The sequence below is a fragment of the Candidatus Eisenbacteria bacterium genome, assembly GCA_005893275.1.
Lineage (GTDB): Bacteria > Eisenbacteria > RBG-16-71-46 > SZUA-252 > SZUA-252 > WS-7.
On the sequence record VBOW01000027.1, the window covers coordinates 1 to 18386 of the forward strand.

The window sequence follows — 18386 nt, forward strand, 5'->3', positions numbered from 1 at the left end:
CCACGTCCTGGCACCGCTCGAGCATCGAAGAGGATCAGGTCGTGGTGGAGATTTTCTCCGACTCGCTCGGTTCCTTTCCGGCCGACAACTGGCGCTGGGGTGCGGGCACCACGGATCCGGTATTCCCGTCTTCCACCGTGGAATTCCTGAACGCCGCCTCGGACGGCGACAGCCTCGGCCAGTTCACGCATCCGGCTGCGGGATTCATGGAAGACCGGTACGACGTGGGGGGAGGTCCCGTTCCCGACGAGGGACGGTTGTGCTACGGCGAGAACTTCACGCTGTATCCCAACGGGATCGTCCCGAATTATATCGCCGGGAAGGGGTCCCGCGACACGAGGCTCAATCGCGGCCACCCGGTGGCCTATACGATCTGGTGGTTCGTTCGCCAAGCGCTCACGGCCTGCGACAGCTTGAACCCGATCCGCGTCGACGACAGCAGCCTCCGCGATAAGACCTGGAATCCCGGCGACTACGTCCCGAGCTATTGGCTTATCCCCCCGACCGGGAGCCAGATGGATGTGCTCGCGCGGGGAGGTTGGGCGGCCGGCAAGTGGAATCTGGAAATCAGGCGAAGGCTCGACACCGGATGGTCCGACGACGTCCAGCTCGTGCCGGGACGGCGTTACGCGATGCGGATCACGGTTCGGGACGCGTCCTCGACGCGGGGCAGCCGCTCCGTGCTCCTTCCCCTGCATCTAAGGCCGAGGTAGGCCGGGCATGAGTCCCAACATCCTGGTTCGACCGGCCCGATGGAAGGGACGCGTGCCCCCACCGACCCCGCGTCGCGCGGCGGCGGGCGCCCTCGTCTTGCTCGTCGCCGGTTGGGCGGGCCCGGCCGTCGCCCAGGCTCAAATCTCGGAGGCTTGGACGAGGGCGTCGACCGTCGACGTCGACGCGCGGACTATTTCGGCGCGCTTCGACGCCATGGGCGGGCTCGAGGCGTCGGTCGAGGATCCGCAGAATGGCGTCAATCCCTACGCCTTTTCGGACAATCCTGCGGGCCTACTCGCGGATCAGGACTCCTCGAGCATCGAAGAGTCCTCGCACTACGATAATTTCAGGGACACCTATTTCGGCCTTCCGCACAGCGTCGTGCAGCGGCGGAGCGGACTCGACGCCGCGCTCCGTAACAGCCAGGGATGGGTGCTGGGTCTCGAAGGGATCTACGGCGGCGTGAACGCGAGCCGCCACGATCTCTTCCCATCCCCCGACAACGGCCGCTTCATCCGAGACTTCGACGTCCTCTACCCCGCCAACTTCAATCCCTCCCTCGGGGACCATCATATCGGGGCGAGCGTCATCGTGCCGAGGCTGGGCGTCACCTACGGCCGCAAGTTCTTCAAGAAGGTCACGCTTGCCGGACGCCTCCGATACCGGCACGAGACCGAGTCGCGCAACGTACCGAATCCGTACCAATTGAATCTTACGTCGTCCCAGCTTGGATTTTCCGGCGGCGCCCTCCTGGATCCCCGGCTCGGACCGCTCGCGCTCACACTCGCCGCGTCGGGGGAATGGATGGGGCATCACGTCCGCGGATTGAGCGCGGGCCCGTTCAACGAGGACCATTACGATTGGAATCGGCCGGAGGTCAGCTACAACGCGCAGCTCGGAATCCGGTACAAGGACTGGGTACGGGGGATCATCGACGGCCGCCACCGCTCGCATGACGGCGAGGAGATCGCCGAGGTCAATTGGGCCGCCCAGTACTTCCTGAATCCGCTCCCGATCAACAATACCAATCCCTCGGAGAGCGTCTTCAAGAAGAAGTGGTCCGCGCTCCTGAGCGGCCTGAGGCGAAACGAGGTGGCATCGCGCTGGATGTTCGACCTCCCCGGAACCCCGGCGCACCTGGGCGTTCGCTACCGCTACTACCGCGAGCTCGAGGTAATCCGGCCGAACGACACGGTGCTCGCTTCCGCGCGGGAGCTCAATGTGCGACGGCTCGGCTACCAAGCGGACGGGGGTGTTTCGGTCGACCTGCCCGGCGGACGGGGGCTTCTGGGCACCGAGGTGCAATTCGCCCGTGAGGGGCGGATCGATTACACCGGCGCGCTTCCCGATATCGCAAGCGCGGAGCTTACCTACCATTTCGGCGCAGAATATCGCGCGCGCTCCTGGCTTCCGCTTCGTGGCGGCTTCGTCTTGATCCGCCGTGACCCGGATCGCAGGGACGGCTTTCCTCCCGTCAAGGGGGTTCGCCTGACCGCCGGCCTGGGATATTTCTGGGGCTTCCTCGACTCCCAAGTCGACGTCGCATTCGCGCACGAGCACGTGACCTTCACCCCCGGGGACCCGAGCGAGGAGATCTCTCGCAGCGACCGGGCGTCGATCGTGTTTCGCCACCTCTTCTGAACCTCCCTCGGAACCCAGCCGCTTGAGGGACCTCGCTCGTCTCGCGCTCGATACCGCGGCGGCGCTGGGCGCGGAGTACGGCGATGTCCGCGCCATTGAGCTCGCCCGCGAAGACCTCCAAGTGAAAAACGGCGAAGTCGGCGGGCTCGACCTGAGCGAGTCCGCCGGCCTCGGCGTCCGCGTCCTCGTGGGGGGCGCCTGGGGGTTCGCGGCCACGGACGAGCTGACGAAGCAGGGCGCCGAGCGCTGCGCGGCCCAGGCGGTCTCGATCGGCCGCGCGAGCGCGAGCCTGAAGCACGAGAACGTCCGGCTGGCACCGGAGCCCGCGCATCGCGCGGTCTGGGCGTCCGAGTGCGCGATCGATCCCTTCGACGTGTCGCTCGAGCGAAAGCTCGATCTTCTCTTTCGCATCGACGCCGAGATCCGCTCCGTCAAGGGCGTGAAGAACGCGGAGTCCTTCCTCTCGTTTCAGCGGAAGCGTCAGCTCTTTCTCAGCACCGAGGGCTCGGACATCGAGCAGACGCTCACGCGCTCGGGGGGCGGCTGCACCTCCACCGCGGTTTCTGCCGACGACGTGCAGCGGCGAAGCTACCCGCAGGCCGAGGGTCTCTACCAGATGCTCGGATACGAGCTCATCGAGGCGACCCCGTACGTCGAAAACGCGCGCCGGATTGCCGAGGAGTCGGTCGCGCTTCTGAGCGCGGCGCAGTGCCCGTCGGGAGAGCACGACATCATCCTGGAAGGCTCGCAGCTCGCCCTTCAGATCCACGAGTCCGTCGGCCACCCGACCGAGCTGGACCGGGTGCTGGGCATGGAGGCGAACTACGCCGGCACCAGTTTTCTCACCCTCGAGAAGCGGAACAAGCTCGCGTTCGGCTCGAAGATCGTGAACCTGGTCGCGGACGCGACCCTCCCGAACGGGCTCGCCACGTTCGGCTTCGACGACGACGGCGTCGAAGGACAGCGCTGGCACATCGTTCGCGACGGGCTCTTCGTAGGGTATCTCACCTCGCGGGAGCTGGCGCACCGCGCCGGAGAATCCCGGAGCCGGGGGTGCGTCCGGTCGGACGGCTGGCACCACATCCCGATGATCCGGATGGTGAACCTGAGCCTCCAGCCGGGAACGGGAACGCTCGAGAACCTGCTCGCCGACACCGATCACGCGATTCTCATGGAGACGAATCGGAGCTGGAGCATCGATCAGCTCCGATACAACTTCCAGTTCAAGACGGAGCTCGCCTGGGAGATCCGCAAGGGAAAGAGAGTCCGGCTCCTCAAGAACCCGACCTATCAGGGCATCACCACGCAGTTTTGGAACTCGTGCGATTTCATCTGCGGTCCCGAGGAATGGAAGCCTTGGGGCGTGGTGAATTGCGGCAAGGGGCAGCCCGGACAGGTCGCCGAGATCACCCACGGCGCCGCTCCCGCGCGGTTCCGGAACGTCCGCGTCGGCGCGGGATACGATGAATAGGGACGACGCGAAGTCGCTCCTCGATCAGGCCCTTGCCGCGGCGCGCGGGGAGGAGATCGAGCTTTTCCTGGGGGGCGGGACCGAGGCCCTGACCCGCTTCGCGAACAACGAGATCACCCAGAACGTCGCCGAGCGCCGCTATCTCCTGTCGGCCCGCGTCGTGCAGGGAAAGCGCACCGGCCGGGCCACCGGGAACGATCTGAGCCGCGCGGGCATCGAGCGGCTCATCGAGCGGGCCTCCGCGGCGGCGCGACTCCAGCCGGAGATCGCGGATCTCCTCCCGTTGCCGGGACCGCAGCAGTATCAGCCGGTCGACGCGCTCGATCCCGAAACGGAATCGCTCGACGCCGACGTCCGGGCGCGCGAGGTGGGGCGCGCGGTCGAGCGCTCCCGCGCGGCGGGGCTCGAAGGAGCCGGCATCTACGAGGTCCGCGCGGGCACGATCGGGGACTACGGCGAGATCGGCCCGCTCGCGATCGCGAACTCGCGCGGGCTGTTCGCCTACCACGCCGGCACGTCGGCGACCTTTCGGGTGTCGGCCCTCGACGGGACCGCCTCGGGCTGGGCCGGGCGCGAGTCCCATCGCGCGCGCGACATCGACGGCGGCGCGCTTTCGGCTCGGGCGGTGGAGAAGGCGATCCGATCGCGCGAACCGAAATCCTGGGATCCGGGCCGATACACCGTGGTGCTCGAGCCGGCCGCCGTCGCGGATTTCATCCAGGACATGTCGTGGATCTCCTTCGGCGCGCTACTGGTCCAGGAGGGACGGAGTTTCCTGTCGGGGAAGATGGGGCAGAAGGTCATGGGGGAGAACATCACGCTGCGCGACGACCCCTACCATCCGCTCCACCGGGGGAGCCCGTTCGACGCCGAGGGGATGCCGACCCGTCCGACCACCATCATCGAACGCGGGGTCGCCCGGAGCGCGGTGTACGACCGGCAAACCGCGGCCAAAGAGGGGCGTGAGAGCACCGGCCACGGGCTCCCGGTCCCGAACACGTATGGGCCCATGGCGCGCCATCTCGTTCTGGAGGGAGGCGAGGCGAGCGTGGAGGATCTGGTCCGCCGCGTGGACAAGGGGCTTCTCGTCACCCGCGTGTGGTACACGAACGTCGTGGATCCCAAGACCGTGACCCTCACGGGAATGACGCGCGACGGGCTCTTCGCGATCGAGAAGGGAAAGGTCACCCACGCGGTTCGGAATTTTCGATTCAATCAGAGCGTGATTGAGATGCTCCGCGACGTGGAGGGGATGTCGCGGCCGGAGCGCTCGGGGGGGGTTGTTTGCCCCGGCCTTCTCGTCCACGGCTTCCACATGTCGAGCGGGACGGAATTCTAATAAAATTTGTTTGCCGGCCGGGGCGGGTCTTCGGTATAATGCGGGCCCGAGCGGCGGGGGCCACGCCGCGCGTCGTGGTGCGCTGTCCCTCCCCCCGCGCAGGTCCCTACTTTTCCGCACCAGTTCGCCGGCTGTGAGAAGACCTTGACAGAATTGAACCCCACGGAAACGGCGTCCCCAAGTCGGACAAGCGGGTGTATTGCAACGAATTGGCTTGACTCGGGCCCGCAGAATCGCCATAAAGATAGCCGGTTTCCGATGACACCCCCGTCCAGGAAAGGAGCGGTTACGCATATGCCGAGCCAGCTTGGCCGTCGCAAGCATCGGACGGTCCTCGCCTGCGTCGTCGCGCTCCTCCTCGGCCTCACCTTCGTGGGACCTGCGGTTTCGTCCGCTCAGGCACAGACCGGCGCGATCACGGGAAAGATCACGGATGACAGTGGAGTCGGGGTGCCGTACGCGAACGTCTTCATCAAGGGAACCCAATTGGGGGGGATGGCCAACGCGGAAGGGAAATTCACCATCACCAAGGTGCCCGTCGGCGCGTACACCCTCTCCGTGAAAAGCGTCGGCCACGCCACGGTCGAGAAACCCGTCCAGGTGAATGCCAACCAGACCGCGACGGTCAACTTCCAGATATCGGAGCAGGCGGTCAAGCTCAAGGGTGTCGACGTCAAAGGAGACGTCAAGATCGCGATCCGCAAGAAGGACAGCTCCACGAAGCAGATCGTCACGAGCGAAGATCTCCGCTCGCTCCCGGTGGACAACTACAAGGAGGCGATCGGGCTCAAGGCGGGCGTGATCAGCCAGGGAGGCGAGCTTCACTTCCGCGGCGGACGGGGGGACGAGGTCCTCACGATCGTGAACGGGATCGCGAGCCGCAATCCCATGCGCGCCGAGGGGGTGGATCTCGGGCTCCTCGCGGTGTCCTCCAGCGAGCAGGTGCTCGGAGGTCTGGACGCTCAGTACGGGAACGCCCTTTCGGGCGTGATCAACCTCACGACACGCGAAGGGGGCGACAAGTTCGGGGGCGAGGTCCGGTACTTCACGGACCGTTACGGCGAGGCCGACAAATCCTTCAACAATTTCGAACGGCTCAGCACCGGCTTCGGGGGGCCGTTCCTCTTCCCGAAGACGAATTATTTCATCTCATTCGAGGGCACGTACACGGACACCTATCTCCGGAACGTCGCGACCCACCGGGAGCATCGGTTCCTGGATTTCATCCGGCTCGGGAACCGGCAGTCGAACAGCGCGAAGCTCTCGAGCAAGCTGACGTTCAAGCTGACCCCGAACGAGAAGCTCAACTTCGAGGTCATCAAGAACCGGAGCCTGGACGGAGAGTTCAACAACCGCTGGAATCGGCAGGGGTTCGTCCACGTCATCCAGGATTCCACGGCGCCGACGGACGGCACCGTCACGACCCGATACGGCGCCTGGTCCTATTTCCAGGTGGATTCAAGCTACATCCCGATCAATACCGCGGAGCATCTTCCGGTTACCGAGGAGGACTACCTCCAAACGGCGGTGACCTGGAAGCACACGCTCGGCGTCGGCACGATTTACAACCTGCGCGCGGGACGGCAGCAATGGGAAACGACGAGCGACGTGCTCGACCGGATGCCCTGGGAGTACCAGCAGCTGCCGAACAACTACTACGACCCGCAGAACCGGTTGGAAGGGCCCTACTACGTGACCAACGGTGACTATCCCCACTTCGAGCGAAAGCGCACGGTCACGTATACCTTGAACGGGGATTTCTCGAAACGGCTTGGAAAACCGGCGGACCAGGGCGGGCACCCCCACAATCTCATGACCGGCGGGGACATCAACTACAACGACCTGGGATTCCTGAGGACGAATTTCCCGAATATCCTCACCGGGCAGGGTCTCTACGGCGCCGACCGGGACGAGTTCCGTTTCTTCAATCCCGAGGGCTCGTTCTTCGTCCAGGATCGCTGGGAATACGAGGGGATGGTGCTGAACGCGGGAATCCGGTATGACAACTTCTCCGTGGGAAACCAGATCTCGTCGGCCGAAGTGCGCGACCGGGTCAAGACGCAGATCAGCCCCCGGATCGGCATCGCCTACCCGATCTCGGATCGGGACGTGATGAGCTTCCACTACGGCCGCCTCTTCCAGGTGCCGGATCGGCAGTACATCTATCAGGGGCGCCTCATCTCGGCGACCTCGCGCGGCAATCCGAATCTGGAGCCCCAAACGACGATCAGCTACCAGCTCGGAGTCCAGCACCTCTTCAGCAAGGACATCTACGGCCAGTTCGGCGTCTACTTCAAGGACATCTTCGGGCTCCTCACCACGGTGGACCAGGCGATCCCGGGCTTCGCGATCACCATCCCAACGTACGTGAACGCCGATTACGCGTCCTCCCGAGGGGTGGAGTTCACGCTGATCAAACGCTTCAGCCGCGGGTTCGCCGGCGAGCTCAACTATACCTATGGGAACGCCACCGGCACGGCGTCGGACCCCAACCGCGCCTTGCCGAACCAGGGGAATCTGCGGGACCAGTTCAAACCCATAGCCGAGCAGCCGCTCGACTGGGACCAGAGGCACAACATTTCAGCGACGTTGAGTCTGGGGAACGAGAAGGATTGGCGCGCGTCCTTTGTCTACCAATTCGGGTCGGGCTTCCCGTTCACGCCGCACCTGCGGGAGGAGCGGCGGCAGAATCCCGATCTCATCAACTCGCGGCGTCTCCCCTCCGTATCGACGCTCTCGATGCAGGGGGAGCGGTTCTTCAGGGCGTGGGGCCAGGACCTCACGTTGTACGTGCAGGGCACGAACCTGCTCGACGCGGAGAATATCAGCAACCTGGAACCGGATCTCTGGCCGCCGGGCGCCATCAACCCGAAATCCTACAATGTCTACTACACGGAGACAGGTCGCGCGGGGGGCGCGTTCCTGACCCAGGACCAAGACGGAGACGGCCGAGAGGATTGGTACCCGGTCCACGATCCGCGGGTGTTCCAGCAGGGACGCACGATCCGGGTCGGGCTCGGCGTGCAATTCTAGTGCGGCGGGCGGAACGCGGACCGATCACCATAGAAGCAGCCAGGGCTGACATTCGCGCAAGGGGGAGGATCGGATGAGCATGGGCCGCCGGACGGCGCACACCACCGGACTATTCGTCCTTTGGGCCTGCGTGTGCGCGTTCCACCAGCTTCCCCAGGATCAGATCGAACCGACGAACAGCAGGGCCATTCACAAGCTCTTTCGGCTGAACGGGAAGTTCGTCCACAACGTGGGCCGGCTTCAGCTCCAGATCACGAATTTCGGCGAGACCGGGAACCAAAGCAATCCGAGCCAAACGACGGTGCCTTCCGCCGAATGGCCGCCGGGATCCGGGAACGATTACCTCTACGCCGCGGGTCTCTGGATCGGTGCGCTCGATGCGAGTGGAATTCCCCACGTCACGACCGCGACCTATCAGCGCGAGTTCTCCCCCGAGCTGTTTCCGCAGAACGTCTGCGTCAACCTTCCCATCGAGCAGGTGGCCGACGTGCGCGAAACCTATGAGGGGATTCCGAACGGCAACCGGGTCATTTCCTCCAGCGTGAACCCCGACGATGACGGGGACGGCCGCGTCGACGAGGACTTCTTGAACGGGCTGGACGATGACGGGGACGGCCTTTGCGACGAGGACTACGCCGCCATCGGGCAGCAGATGTTCGCCTCCGAGTACGCGGATGATCAGCCCAACACCCGGCAGCTCTTTCCCGAGCACGTGCCGCTGGGCGTCAAGGTCCAGCAGACCTCCTACGCCTGGGCGACTCCGGGACAGAATGATTTCGTCGGGATGGATTACAAGATCATCAACCGCAGCGGTCGCGCCCTTCGCAATGTATTCGTCGGCATCTTTGCGGACATGGACATCGGGAACCGGGCGATTCCGACCTATTTCACCGACGACGAGGCGGGGCTGGTCGATACGACCGTGCAGTACGTGGGCCCGACCGGTGATTTCGTCAAGAGACGGATCCAGATGGGATACATGTGGGACAACCCCGACGATCCTGCGCGGCCGCAGGACGCCAAGGGAGGCGATGTGCCCGGCTATTTCGGGTGCATGTTCCTGAACCACACGACCGACGCCAGCGGCGCGACGGCGCCCCGGCGGGTCGGGATCACATCGTACAAGTTCTTCGCGGGATCGGCGGCCTTCGCGGCGGGAGGGGACCCGGAAAACGACGCGCAGCGGTACCTGCTCATGTCGGACCCGCAGCTCAATCCCGACAATGTCGGACAGATTGTCTCGTCCCGGCCGCTGGATTACCGGTTCATCATGGCGACCGGACCGTTCCGTTCGATCCTGCCCGATTCATCGCTCACGGTTTCGGTCGCCTGGGTGATGGGGTTGGGGCGGGGGCCTTCGGCGGCGGGCGGCACGATGATCGACAACGCCATTCAGGCGCAGCAGGTGTTCGACGGGCTCTACACGGATCTGGACGGGAACGCGCTCACCGGGACGTGCGGGAAGGAAACCTGTCTCCGGAATACCGAGGTCGGGGGGCGCGGGTTCACCTACTCGATCCCCGAGTCGTCCTTCTGCCGCCTTCGCTTTCATGCCGACGTCAACACGATCCCGCAGTTCTTCGATGTGACGCCATGGGACAACAACACTCCCTGCAACCTGCAGCAGGACGGGAAATACGTCTGCCAGGACGCGCTGGGCGGAACGATTCAAAACGGCAATGCGCACTGCGCCAGCGAGGACACGCTCAATATCCAAATCGTCACCCCGGACTGCAAGTACGTGGATTTCGACTGCGACGCGAACACCGGTCAGGGGGGCCGGGAGCACCTGGTCAACTGGGTCGCCGCAGCTCCGCTGCCGGCGCCCTTCTACGCGGGCCAGGACGGGCGGGGGGAAGTGGGCGATTTCATTCGTGACTATGATACGCGGGCGGATTCGGTCCGGGTCTCGGCGTGGTTTTTCCCCGGCGACCATAAGATCACGCTCAAGTGGAACAACTTCGCCGAGCAGGTTCGGGACGCCCAGAGGGGGAATCTGAAGGAATTCTTGGGCTACCGAATCTACCGCGCCGCCGGATGGCACCGACCCCTCGGAACGAACGCCCCCGCACGGGACCTGTGGTCCCTGCTCGGGGAATGGCGCGAGGATCCGAAGGGGACTCCCGCACACCCTCTGTCCGACCTCGTGGATCCCTCGATCCCGATCGTGAATATCAGCCCCGTTCTGGTGCGCTGGGATCCCAGTCGGAGGCGGGTGCGAAACGATTCGAGCTACACGGAGGTCGACACGCTGTTCGCGGTCGGCCGGTACAGCTTCGTGGATCCCCACGTCCTGAACGGCTTCCCCTACTTCTATTCCATTGTTCCCATCTCCGTGGTGCCGGGCGACTCGGCCGGCTCCGACGTGATTCTGCAGGGAAACCCGAGCGCGTCCAACGCCCAGGTGGTCTACCCTCGAGGGGACTCACGCAATGACCAGAAGAAGGTCTTCGTCGTCCCGAATCCGTACAAGGGGGGCGCGGAGTGGGATCTCGTGCCGCGCGAGGAGGATCCTTCCGGCACCAAGGTCACCTTCATGAACCTGCCGCGCACCAAGGGCACGATCCACATTTACACGCTCGCGGGGGATCTCGTGAAAGACATCGCCTTCGACGGAAAACCGCCGGGCGATCTCCAGTACGGCAAGGATCCCGTGACCGGCGGCGAGGGTTCGGTCCCGTGGAATTTGATCTCGAGAAACGGTCAGAAGATCGTGAGCGGTATCTACATCTATTCTGTCGACAGCGAATTGGGCAAGCAAGTCGGCAGGTTCGTCATTGTCCGATGACGCCGGAGCGTCCCAGCCGTCCCTGGGAGAACCGAGGAGGCATTCCGTGAAGCGTGCGGTGGTACTAGCCATCTGCCTGCTGCTTCCGCTCACGGCGGAAGGCGCGCAGATATTCGAAAAGGTCGGGACCCTGGGCGGGCAATCCCTCAAGATCGGCGTGGGCGCTCGGGCGGCCGCGATGGGGGACGCGTACGTCGCCATCGCCGACGACGCGACCGCCGTCTACTGGAACCCGGCCGGCATCGCCAGGCTTTCGGGTCAATCGGTGACCCTGAATCACACCGCCTGGCCCGCGGACATTCTGTTCGACCAGGCGGCCTACGTCTTCTCGATCAAGTGGATTCCCGGGATGCTCGGGGTCAACGTTCGCGCGTTGACCATGAGCCGCGATATCGTACGAACGACGTATCAGCCCGAGGGAACCGGTGATACGTTCGACGCGGGGGAATGGGCGTATGGTCTTTCCTACGCGCGGTCGCTCACGGATAAATTCTCGGCCGGTTTCTCCGTGAACTACGTCCAGACCGGCCTCGCCGACGTGAAGGGGAAGTCGAGCACATTCGACTTCGGCACGCTCTACGACATCGGAGTCCTCGGGGCGAAGATCGGCATGTCGATTCAGAACATCGGGAGCGACATGACCTTCCTCAACGAGAAGGTGAAGATGCCGACGTTCTTCCGGGTAGGAGGCTCGATGAGCCTGCTCCAGAGCGGCGACAGCCGATTCATCACGTCGGCGGAATTCACCCACCCGTCCGACAACTCGGAGAAGGTGAATTGGGGCGCGGAGTACGCCTTCCACGACTATCTCTTTCTGAGAGGTGGGTACAAGTTCAATTACGACACGGAGGGCATGACGGCTGGTTTGGGCGTGAAGTTCCCGCTGACGCTGAGCAAGGCGTCTGTGGCCCGCCTGGATTATGCGTATCAGGACCTCAAACTTCTCACCGCCGCACACCGTGTTTCGGTGAACGTGAGCTTCTAGGAGCCCGCGCCGTGAGGCGCCACCAAAATCGCGCGCCTCATTGGCTCTGGGTCCTGGTCGCCTGCGCCCTCCCGGGAGCGCCGGCCGGCGCAATCGGCAGGGTTTCAACTCCTGGAGAGCCAGGGACTTCCTCCGGGGACCTCCACTATCACGCGAGCGCCGTGGCGTACCGTCACGACGCCGGCAACGCCCGGGTCGAGTTCTCGATCCGCGTGCCCTACAGCGAAATCCGATTCCTGCCCTCAGGCGAACATTTCGAGGCCCGGCTCCGGGTCACCGTCGAGCTTCTCGGAAAGAAGGGTCGGCGGGCGGGATACCAGCAACGCGAGGCGCGCCTCCAATCGACAGACGCGGCGGCGACCGTGGATTCGCTTCTGGGGGAGATCTACACCGTCGGTATCGTCGCGCCTCGGGCGAAGTACCACTACAAGATCACCGTCGAGGACATGAACGTCGCCCGCCGCGGGCTCGTGTACCAGATGAAGAACAAGAAGCGGCAGGGTGAGGTGCAGGGCGACATCGACATGTCGGAGTGGTTGTTTCAGGATCCGGCGCTCAGTGGGATCGAATTCGCGTGGGCGATCCAAGAGCGGACTCCGGAGACGCCCTTCGCGAAGGGTAGTTTCGAGGTGCTCCCCCATCCCAGCGCCTACTACGGCGCGTATCAGGACATGCTCTCCGCCTATTACGAGATTTACGACACCCCTCCTCCGCCGGAGGGCCGGGCCTATCGGGTCAGCACCATGATCTTCAGCTCGGCGGGGGACACCCTGCTCGAGTCGCTGGACTCGCTGCGCGTGACCGAGGGTGCCGCCTGGCCCCACACACTCCATGCGGACGTGGCATCGCTTCCCGCGGGGCACTACCGGCTGCGAATCGATCTCCTCCACGGCGAGGGACGGCCGATCGCGTCGAGTCAGGGGGAGTTCGACATGCTATGGGAGGCCGATTCGTGGGCCTCCGACGCGGCGGATCTCTACGATGTGACCGCGCAAACACTTCTTTCCCAGGATGAGGCCTACCGCTTCCGCCAACTCTCCCGGGGGGAGAAGGAAGCGAGACTCGCCGACCTCTGGCGAGCGATCGATCCCACCCCCGACACGGCGGCGAACGAGCTCCGGAGCGATTTTCGCCGCCGCCTCGCCTACGCCAACGCGCACTACACGGTATTCGAGAAGGGAATGTTCAGCGATCGCGGCCGGATCTGGATTCAATTCGGGGAGCCGGACGATATCAAGATCGAGCGACTCCCCGTCTCGGACAAGACTCTCGGATACGTGGTGGATGGGCAAATCCCCAAGGCCTCAAAGGATATTCTCACGAAACCCGACCAGGGCGTTGTCGACACGCGCGCGTTCGAAATCTGGACGTACAATCTGCGGGGCCACGAGATGGTTCCGCGACACCGGATGAACGAGATCAGCGCGGGGATGAAATTCGTGTTCGTCGATGAACAAGGATACGGCGACTACACGCTGCGGTACTCCTCGGTGAGCGGGGTGCGGTAGCGCCGCTCCGCCCTTCGTCGCGGACGGGGCCGTGTTTCGGCCTTGACAGTGCGGACCGACGCACATACCATCCGTGCCCCCAACTTTCTCATCGACAAGGACTTGACTGGATTCGGAGGTCGGACGATGCGGCTTGGCGTGCTCACCGGCGGGGGCGATTGCCCCGGCCTGAACGCGGTGATCCGCGCCGTCGTCCACCGCTCGATCAAAGGCTACGGTTGGTCGGTCGTCGGATTCCGGCACGGTTGGAGGGGACTCTTACAATCGGAAGTCGAGGAGCTGGATCTGAAGACGGTCTCCGGAATCCTTCCCAGGGGCGGGACGATTCTCGGCACCTCGCGCACGAATCCCTACCAGGAGCCGGGTGGGGAGGCGCGGATTCGTGAGGAGCTCAAGTCGCGGGCGATCGACGTTCTCGTCGTCATCGGGGGGGAGGACACCCTCGGGGTCGCCGTGAAGCTCCACCAGGCCGGCGTCCGCCTGGTCGGCATTCCCAAGACGATCGACAACGACGTGAACGGCACCGACTATACCTTCGGTTTCGACACCGCGCTCTCGATCGCGACCGAAGCGATCGACCGACTGCACACGACGGCAGAATCGCACGACCGCGTCATCGTCGTCGAGGTGATGGGACGACACGCGGGGTGGATTGCGCTCGAGGCGGGCGTCGCCGGCGGGGCCGACATGATCCTCGTTCCGGAGTACCCGGTCGCCATCGACGAGGTCTGTGACGTCGTGCGCCGCCGGCACGAGCGCGGCAAGAATTTCAGTATCATTGTCGTCGCCGAGGGCGCGAGGCTCCGCGACGTGGCGGGAGGACCGGTGCAGGTTCAAAGCGAGCGCCGGGACGCGTTCGGACACGTGAGGCTCGGCGGTATCGGAGCCACTCTGGCGGACCGCATCGAGGAGCGGACGGGATTCGAGAGCCGCTACAGCGTGCTCGGACACATTCAGCGCGGCGGCTCGCCGACCGCTTTCGATCGCTTTCTCGGCACGAGGTTCGGCGTCCAGGCGGTCGATCTCGTACGACGGGAAGGATTCGGGCGCATGGTCGCGATCCGCGGGATGAAAATCGTGGACGTTCCGATCTCCGAAGGGGTCGGTTCCCTGAAGACGGTGGACCGCGAATTCTACGAGTTGGCGTCCGTCTTTTTCAGCTAAGGGGGGTACGCTCGTGCGTGTCGGCATCAATGGATTCGGGCGCATCGGACGGTTGGTTCTCCGGGCGGCGCTCAAGCGGGACGAGGCGATCGAGTTTGCCGCGGTGAACGACATCACCGACGCCGCGACCCTTGCGCACCTCCTGACGTACGACTCCGTCCATGGCGTGTGGCCCGAGCGGTTCACGTCCCGGGACGGCGTCCTCTGCGTGGGCCGTCGCACGATCCGGGTTCTTTCCGAGGCGAATCCGGCCAAGCTGCCGTGGAAGGACTTGGGGGTGGACGTCGTGCTGGAGTGCACCGGCAAATTCACCGAGCGCGACAAGGCGGCGGTTCATCTCGGTGCGGGAGCCAAGCGGGTTTTGGTCTCGGCGCCCGCAAAGGGGGCGGATGCCACGTTCGTCATCGGGGTGAACGAGGAGACCTTCGATCCGGGCAAGCATCAGGTCGTATCGATCGCCTCATGCACGACGAACTGTTTGGCGCCGGTGCTCTGGGTGTTGGATCAGACATTTGGCATCGAGCGCGGGCTCATGACGACCGTGCACGCGTACACGAACGACCAGAGACTGCAAGATTCCCCTCACAAGGACCTCCGGCGCGCGCGCGCCGCGGCGGTTTCGCTGATTCCGACGAGCACGGGGGCGGCGAAGGCGATCGGCCACGTGATCCCCTCCCTCCAGGGAAAGATGGATGGGCTCTCGGTCCGCGTTCCGATCGCCGACGGTTCGTTGATCGACGTCACGGTGGCAACCGCGAAGGCCGCCTCCGTGGCCTCGGTGAACGCGGCGATGAAGGCGGCCGCGGAAGGAAAGCTGCGCGGGATCCTCCAATACACGGAGGATCCGATCGTCTCACAGGATGTTGTGGGGAACCCGCACTCCGCCGTGTTCGACTCTCAGCTCACGATGCTTTCCGGCGACAGGATGGTGAAGGTGTTCGCGTGGTATGACAACGAGTGGGGGTTCTCGAATCGCATGGTGGACACCCTTCTTCTGCTTGGACGCGGGTGCTAGGCGCGATGTCTTTCCGTACGCTGCGCTCCCTCAACGTCGCGGGCAGATGCGTTTTCGTCCGCGTGGACTTCAACGTTCCGCTCACCCCGGACGGCGCGGTTGGGGACGACACCCGAATCGTGGCGTCGCTTCCGACGCTCCGCTATCTGATCGAAAAGGGCGCCCGGCTCGTCGTCGCGTCCCATCTCGGCCGGCCGAAAGGGAAGCGGGATCCAAAGCAGAGTCTCGCCCCGGTGCGGGAACGGCTCGAGCGCTACCTGCGAAAGTCGGTGGGATTCGCCGAGTCGATCGTCGGCCCCGAGGCGGAGCGGCTCGCGGGGCGCCTCGCCGACGGCGATGTGCTCCTGCTGGAGAATCTCCGTTTCGATCCACGCGAAGAGGCGAACGACCCAGGGTTCAGCCGCGAGCTCGGGCGGCTGGCGGACGCCTACGTCAACGACGCCTTTGGCGCGGCGCACCGGGCGCATGCCTCGATCACCGGCATCACGACGTTCCTCGTCGATTGTGCTGCGGGATTTCTCCTGGAACGCGAGCTCCAGGCGCTCGGGAAGCTGCTGGAGGCCCCTGGTCGTCCCTATACGGCGATTCTGGGTGGCGCCAAGATCTCCGGGAAGATCGATGTGCTCCGGAACCTCCTGCCTCGCGTGGACCGCCTCATTGTCGGGGGCGGAATGATGTTCACCTTTCTGCGCGCGAAGGGGCTCGAGACCGGTCGTTCCCTGGTGGAGGAGGACAAGGTACCCCTGGCCAAGGAAATCCTCGCCCGGCCGGAAGCGGAGCAAAAGCTCATTCTCCCTCGCGATTGCATCGTCGCCGCGGACGCGAGCGGCCGGGATCCGGGGCACGCGGTCGGCGTGGATGGAATTCCTCCCGGACTCGCAGGGGTGGACATCGGACCGGGATCGATCGAGGAAATCGTGGAAGCGCTCTCGGCGGCGCGGACGGTGTTCTGGAACGGTCCCATGGGAGTTTTCGAGGTTCCGGCGTACGCGCGGGGAACGCTCCGCGTCGCGAAAGGGGTGGCCGAGGCGACGGGACGCGGCGCCTTCACGGTGGTCGGGGGGGGCGACTCCCTCGCGGCGATCCACCAGGCCGGAGTGGAACATCAGATCAGCCACTGCTCGACCGGCGGGGGGGCTTCGCTCGAGTTCCTCGAAGGGCGCGTGCTTCCCGGCGTCGCCGCGCTCGAGGCGACCTCAGAGGCTGCACCATGAGCAGGATCCTTGCCGGCAACTGGAAGATGAACCTCACCCTCGCGGAAGCCCGCTCCCTCCTGCGCGCGATCGGAGATCGCGCCGCCGCGGTGCCCTCGCTCACCGTGGTCGTCTTTCCTCCCCCGACGGCGCTCGCCACGCTCGCGGGGGAGCGGCGTCCCACCGATCCCAAGCTCGGCATCCAGAACTGCCATACGGAACCCAAGGGGGCGTTCACCGGCGAGATCTCGCCCGAGATGGCGAAGGACTCGGGCGCCGAGTTCGCGCTCGTCGGCCACTCCGAACGGAGGCGGTTGTTCTGCGAGAATGACCAGATCGTACAGGCCAAGCTGAAGGCCGTCTGGCGCGCCGGGCTGAAGCCTGTGCTTTGTGTCGGTGAAACGCTCGCGGAGCGCGAGCGGAGGGAGACGCGCGACGTCTTGAAGCGCCAGCTCACGCGGGCCCTCGACGGCGCGCCGGCGAGGGCGCCGCTGTGGGTTGCGTACGAGCCGGTCTGGGCGATCGGAACCGGGGTGGTCGCGACCGAGGACGAGGTGGCGGAGGCGCACGCGTGGGTGCTCGAGGAGTTGGGCCGGATGGGGAGGGGGAGCGCCGCGGGACATCCCCCCGTGCTCTACGGCGGCAGCGTCGATCCGAAGAACGCCGCCGCGCTGGCCGCAATCCCCGAGGTGGACGGGTTCCTGGTCGGCGGGGCATCGCTCCGGGCCGAATCGTTTCTCGGTATCGGTGAGGCGCTGCTCAAGGCGGAACGCCGCCCATCCGCGGTGGATTGACCGCCGCGCGAGGCGCATGCTACGCTGAGCGTCTGCTGGCACAAAGGTCGAAGAACGGAGGCGTTCCGGATGTCCGGGTTTGTCGTTGGATTCATAGCCACGATTCACATCGTGGTCTGCTTGGCCCTGATGGCTTCCATTCTGCTCCAATCGGGCAAGGGAGGCGGGCTTGCCGGTGCCTTTGGCGCGGGGTCCAGCCAGACGCTCTTCGGGGGTCGCGGCGCGGCCACATTCTTGAGCCGGGCCACGACCACCCTGGCGGTGATTTTCTTTCTCACATCATTGACGCTGGGCATTCAAGCATCCCGGTCCGCGGGCGGGGGACGGAGCCTGATCCAAGAGGAAGCACGGAGACGGGGCCAGCAACGCGCTGCGACGGAGGGGGCGGGCGCTCCCACAGCGGGCGCTCCCACGCCCGGCGGCCCCGCGGCTCCGGCGACAGGGGCTCCGGTCACCGGCACGGGCGCCTCGAATCCCTCGCCGACCCCCGAGGCGCCGCCTGCTCCAACCCCAGGGGCTCCTGCCGGGGGAGGAGCGCCGGCTGCCGGCGGTCCGTGATCCGATTCAGCCCGGGTGGTGGAACTTGGTAGACACGTACGTTTGAGGGGCGTATGGGTAACCCCGTGCGAGTTCAAATCTCGCCCCGGGCACATCGTGGGTCCCCTTCCCGCTCGGGGGGGGACCCGAAGTTTTTCAGCGGTACTCCCCGCCGGGCCGGTCGGGTGTCGGCTCTGGAATGAG

Annotated in this window: 13 protein-coding genes and 1 tRNA gene; all 14 read left to right on the forward strand. The window is 65.1% G+C overall.

Annotation, left to right across the window (positions count from 1 at the left end; translation table 11 throughout):
• A partial coding sequence (locus E6K76_06185) for a hypothetical protein (GenBank protein ID TMQ58938.1) occupies nt 1-713 on the forward strand: 713 nt, incomplete at its 5' end.
• A 7-nt stretch (nt 714-720) separates the two neighbouring features.
• A complete protein-coding gene (locus E6K76_06190) occupies nt 721-2355 on the forward strand; it encodes a hypothetical protein (protein ID TMQ58939.1) in 1635 nt (544 codons plus the stop codon).
• A 22-nt stretch (nt 2356-2377) separates the two neighbouring features.
• Nucleotides 2378-3826 carry a TldD/PmbA family protein gene (locus tag E6K76_06195; GenBank protein ID TMQ58940.1) on the forward strand — a complete coding sequence of 483 codons (1449 nt, stop codon included), beginning with the start codon at nt 2378-2380 and terminating at the stop codon, nt 3824-3826.
• Complete coding sequence (locus E6K76_06200) at nt 3819-5165, forward strand: TldD/PmbA family protein (protein ID TMQ58941.1); 1347 nt, start codon at nt 3819-3821, stop codon at nt 5163-5165. The genes E6K76_06195 and E6K76_06200 overlap by 8 nt, the downstream gene beginning before the upstream one ends.
• A 258-nt stretch (nt 5166-5423) precedes the next feature.
• Nucleotides 5424-8198, forward strand: a complete 2775-nt coding sequence (locus tag E6K76_06205; GenBank protein TMQ58942.1) for a TonB-dependent receptor — start codon at nt 5424-5426, stop codon at nt 8196-8198.
• 73 nt (nt 8199-8271) lie between these two features.
• Nucleotides 8272-10986 (forward strand): hypothetical protein, encoded by a 2715-nt coding sequence (locus E6K76_06210; GenBank protein ID TMQ58943.1) that lies wholly within the window; start codon nt 8272-8274, stop codon nt 10984-10986.
• 46 nt (nt 10987-11032) lie between these two features.
• A complete protein-coding gene (locus tag E6K76_06215; GenBank protein ID TMQ58944.1) occupies nt 11033-11971 on the forward strand; it encodes a PorV/PorQ family protein in 939 nt (312 codons plus the stop codon).
• Nucleotides 11972-11982: 11 nt separating this feature from the next.
• The gene (locus E6K76_06220; protein ID TMQ58945.1) at nt 11983-13479 is read left to right on the forward strand and encodes a GWxTD domain-containing protein; all 1497 of its coding nucleotides are present in this window, start codon (nt 11983-11985) and stop codon (nt 13477-13479) included.
• A gap of 126 nt (nt 13480-13605) precedes the next feature.
• Nucleotides 13606-14643, forward strand: coding sequence for a 6-phosphofructokinase (locus E6K76_06225; protein TMQ58946.1), 1038 nt, complete (start codon nt 13606-13608; stop codon nt 14641-14643).
• 13 nt (nt 14644-14656) lie between these two features.
• Nucleotides 14657-15658: a type I glyceraldehyde-3-phosphate dehydrogenase gene (gene gap, locus E6K76_06230; protein ID TMQ58947.1), complete on the forward strand. Its 1002-nt coding sequence runs from the start codon at nt 14657-14659 to the stop codon at nt 15656-15658.
• 5 nt (nt 15659-15663) lie between these two features.
• Nucleotides 15664-16872: a phosphoglycerate kinase gene (locus E6K76_06235; GenBank protein ID TMQ58948.1), complete on the forward strand. Its 1209-nt coding sequence runs from the start codon at nt 15664-15666 to the stop codon at nt 16870-16872.
• The gene (locus E6K76_06240; protein TMQ58949.1) at nt 16869-17645 is read left to right on the forward strand and encodes a triose-phosphate isomerase; all 777 of its coding nucleotides are present in this window, start codon (nt 16869-16871) and stop codon (nt 17643-17645) included. The genes E6K76_06235 and E6K76_06240 overlap by 4 nt, the downstream gene beginning before the upstream one ends.
• A gap of 69 nt (nt 17646-17714) precedes the next feature.
• Entirely contained in the window at nt 17715-18203 is a 489-nt protein-coding gene (gene secG / locus E6K76_06245) for a preprotein translocase subunit SecG (protein TMQ58950.1), read from the forward strand.
• Nucleotides 18204-18212: 9 nt separating this feature from the next.
• Nucleotides 18213-18295 (forward strand) — tRNA-Leu (locus E6K76_06250).
• The last annotated feature ends 91 nt before the right edge of the window (nt 18296-18386 follow it).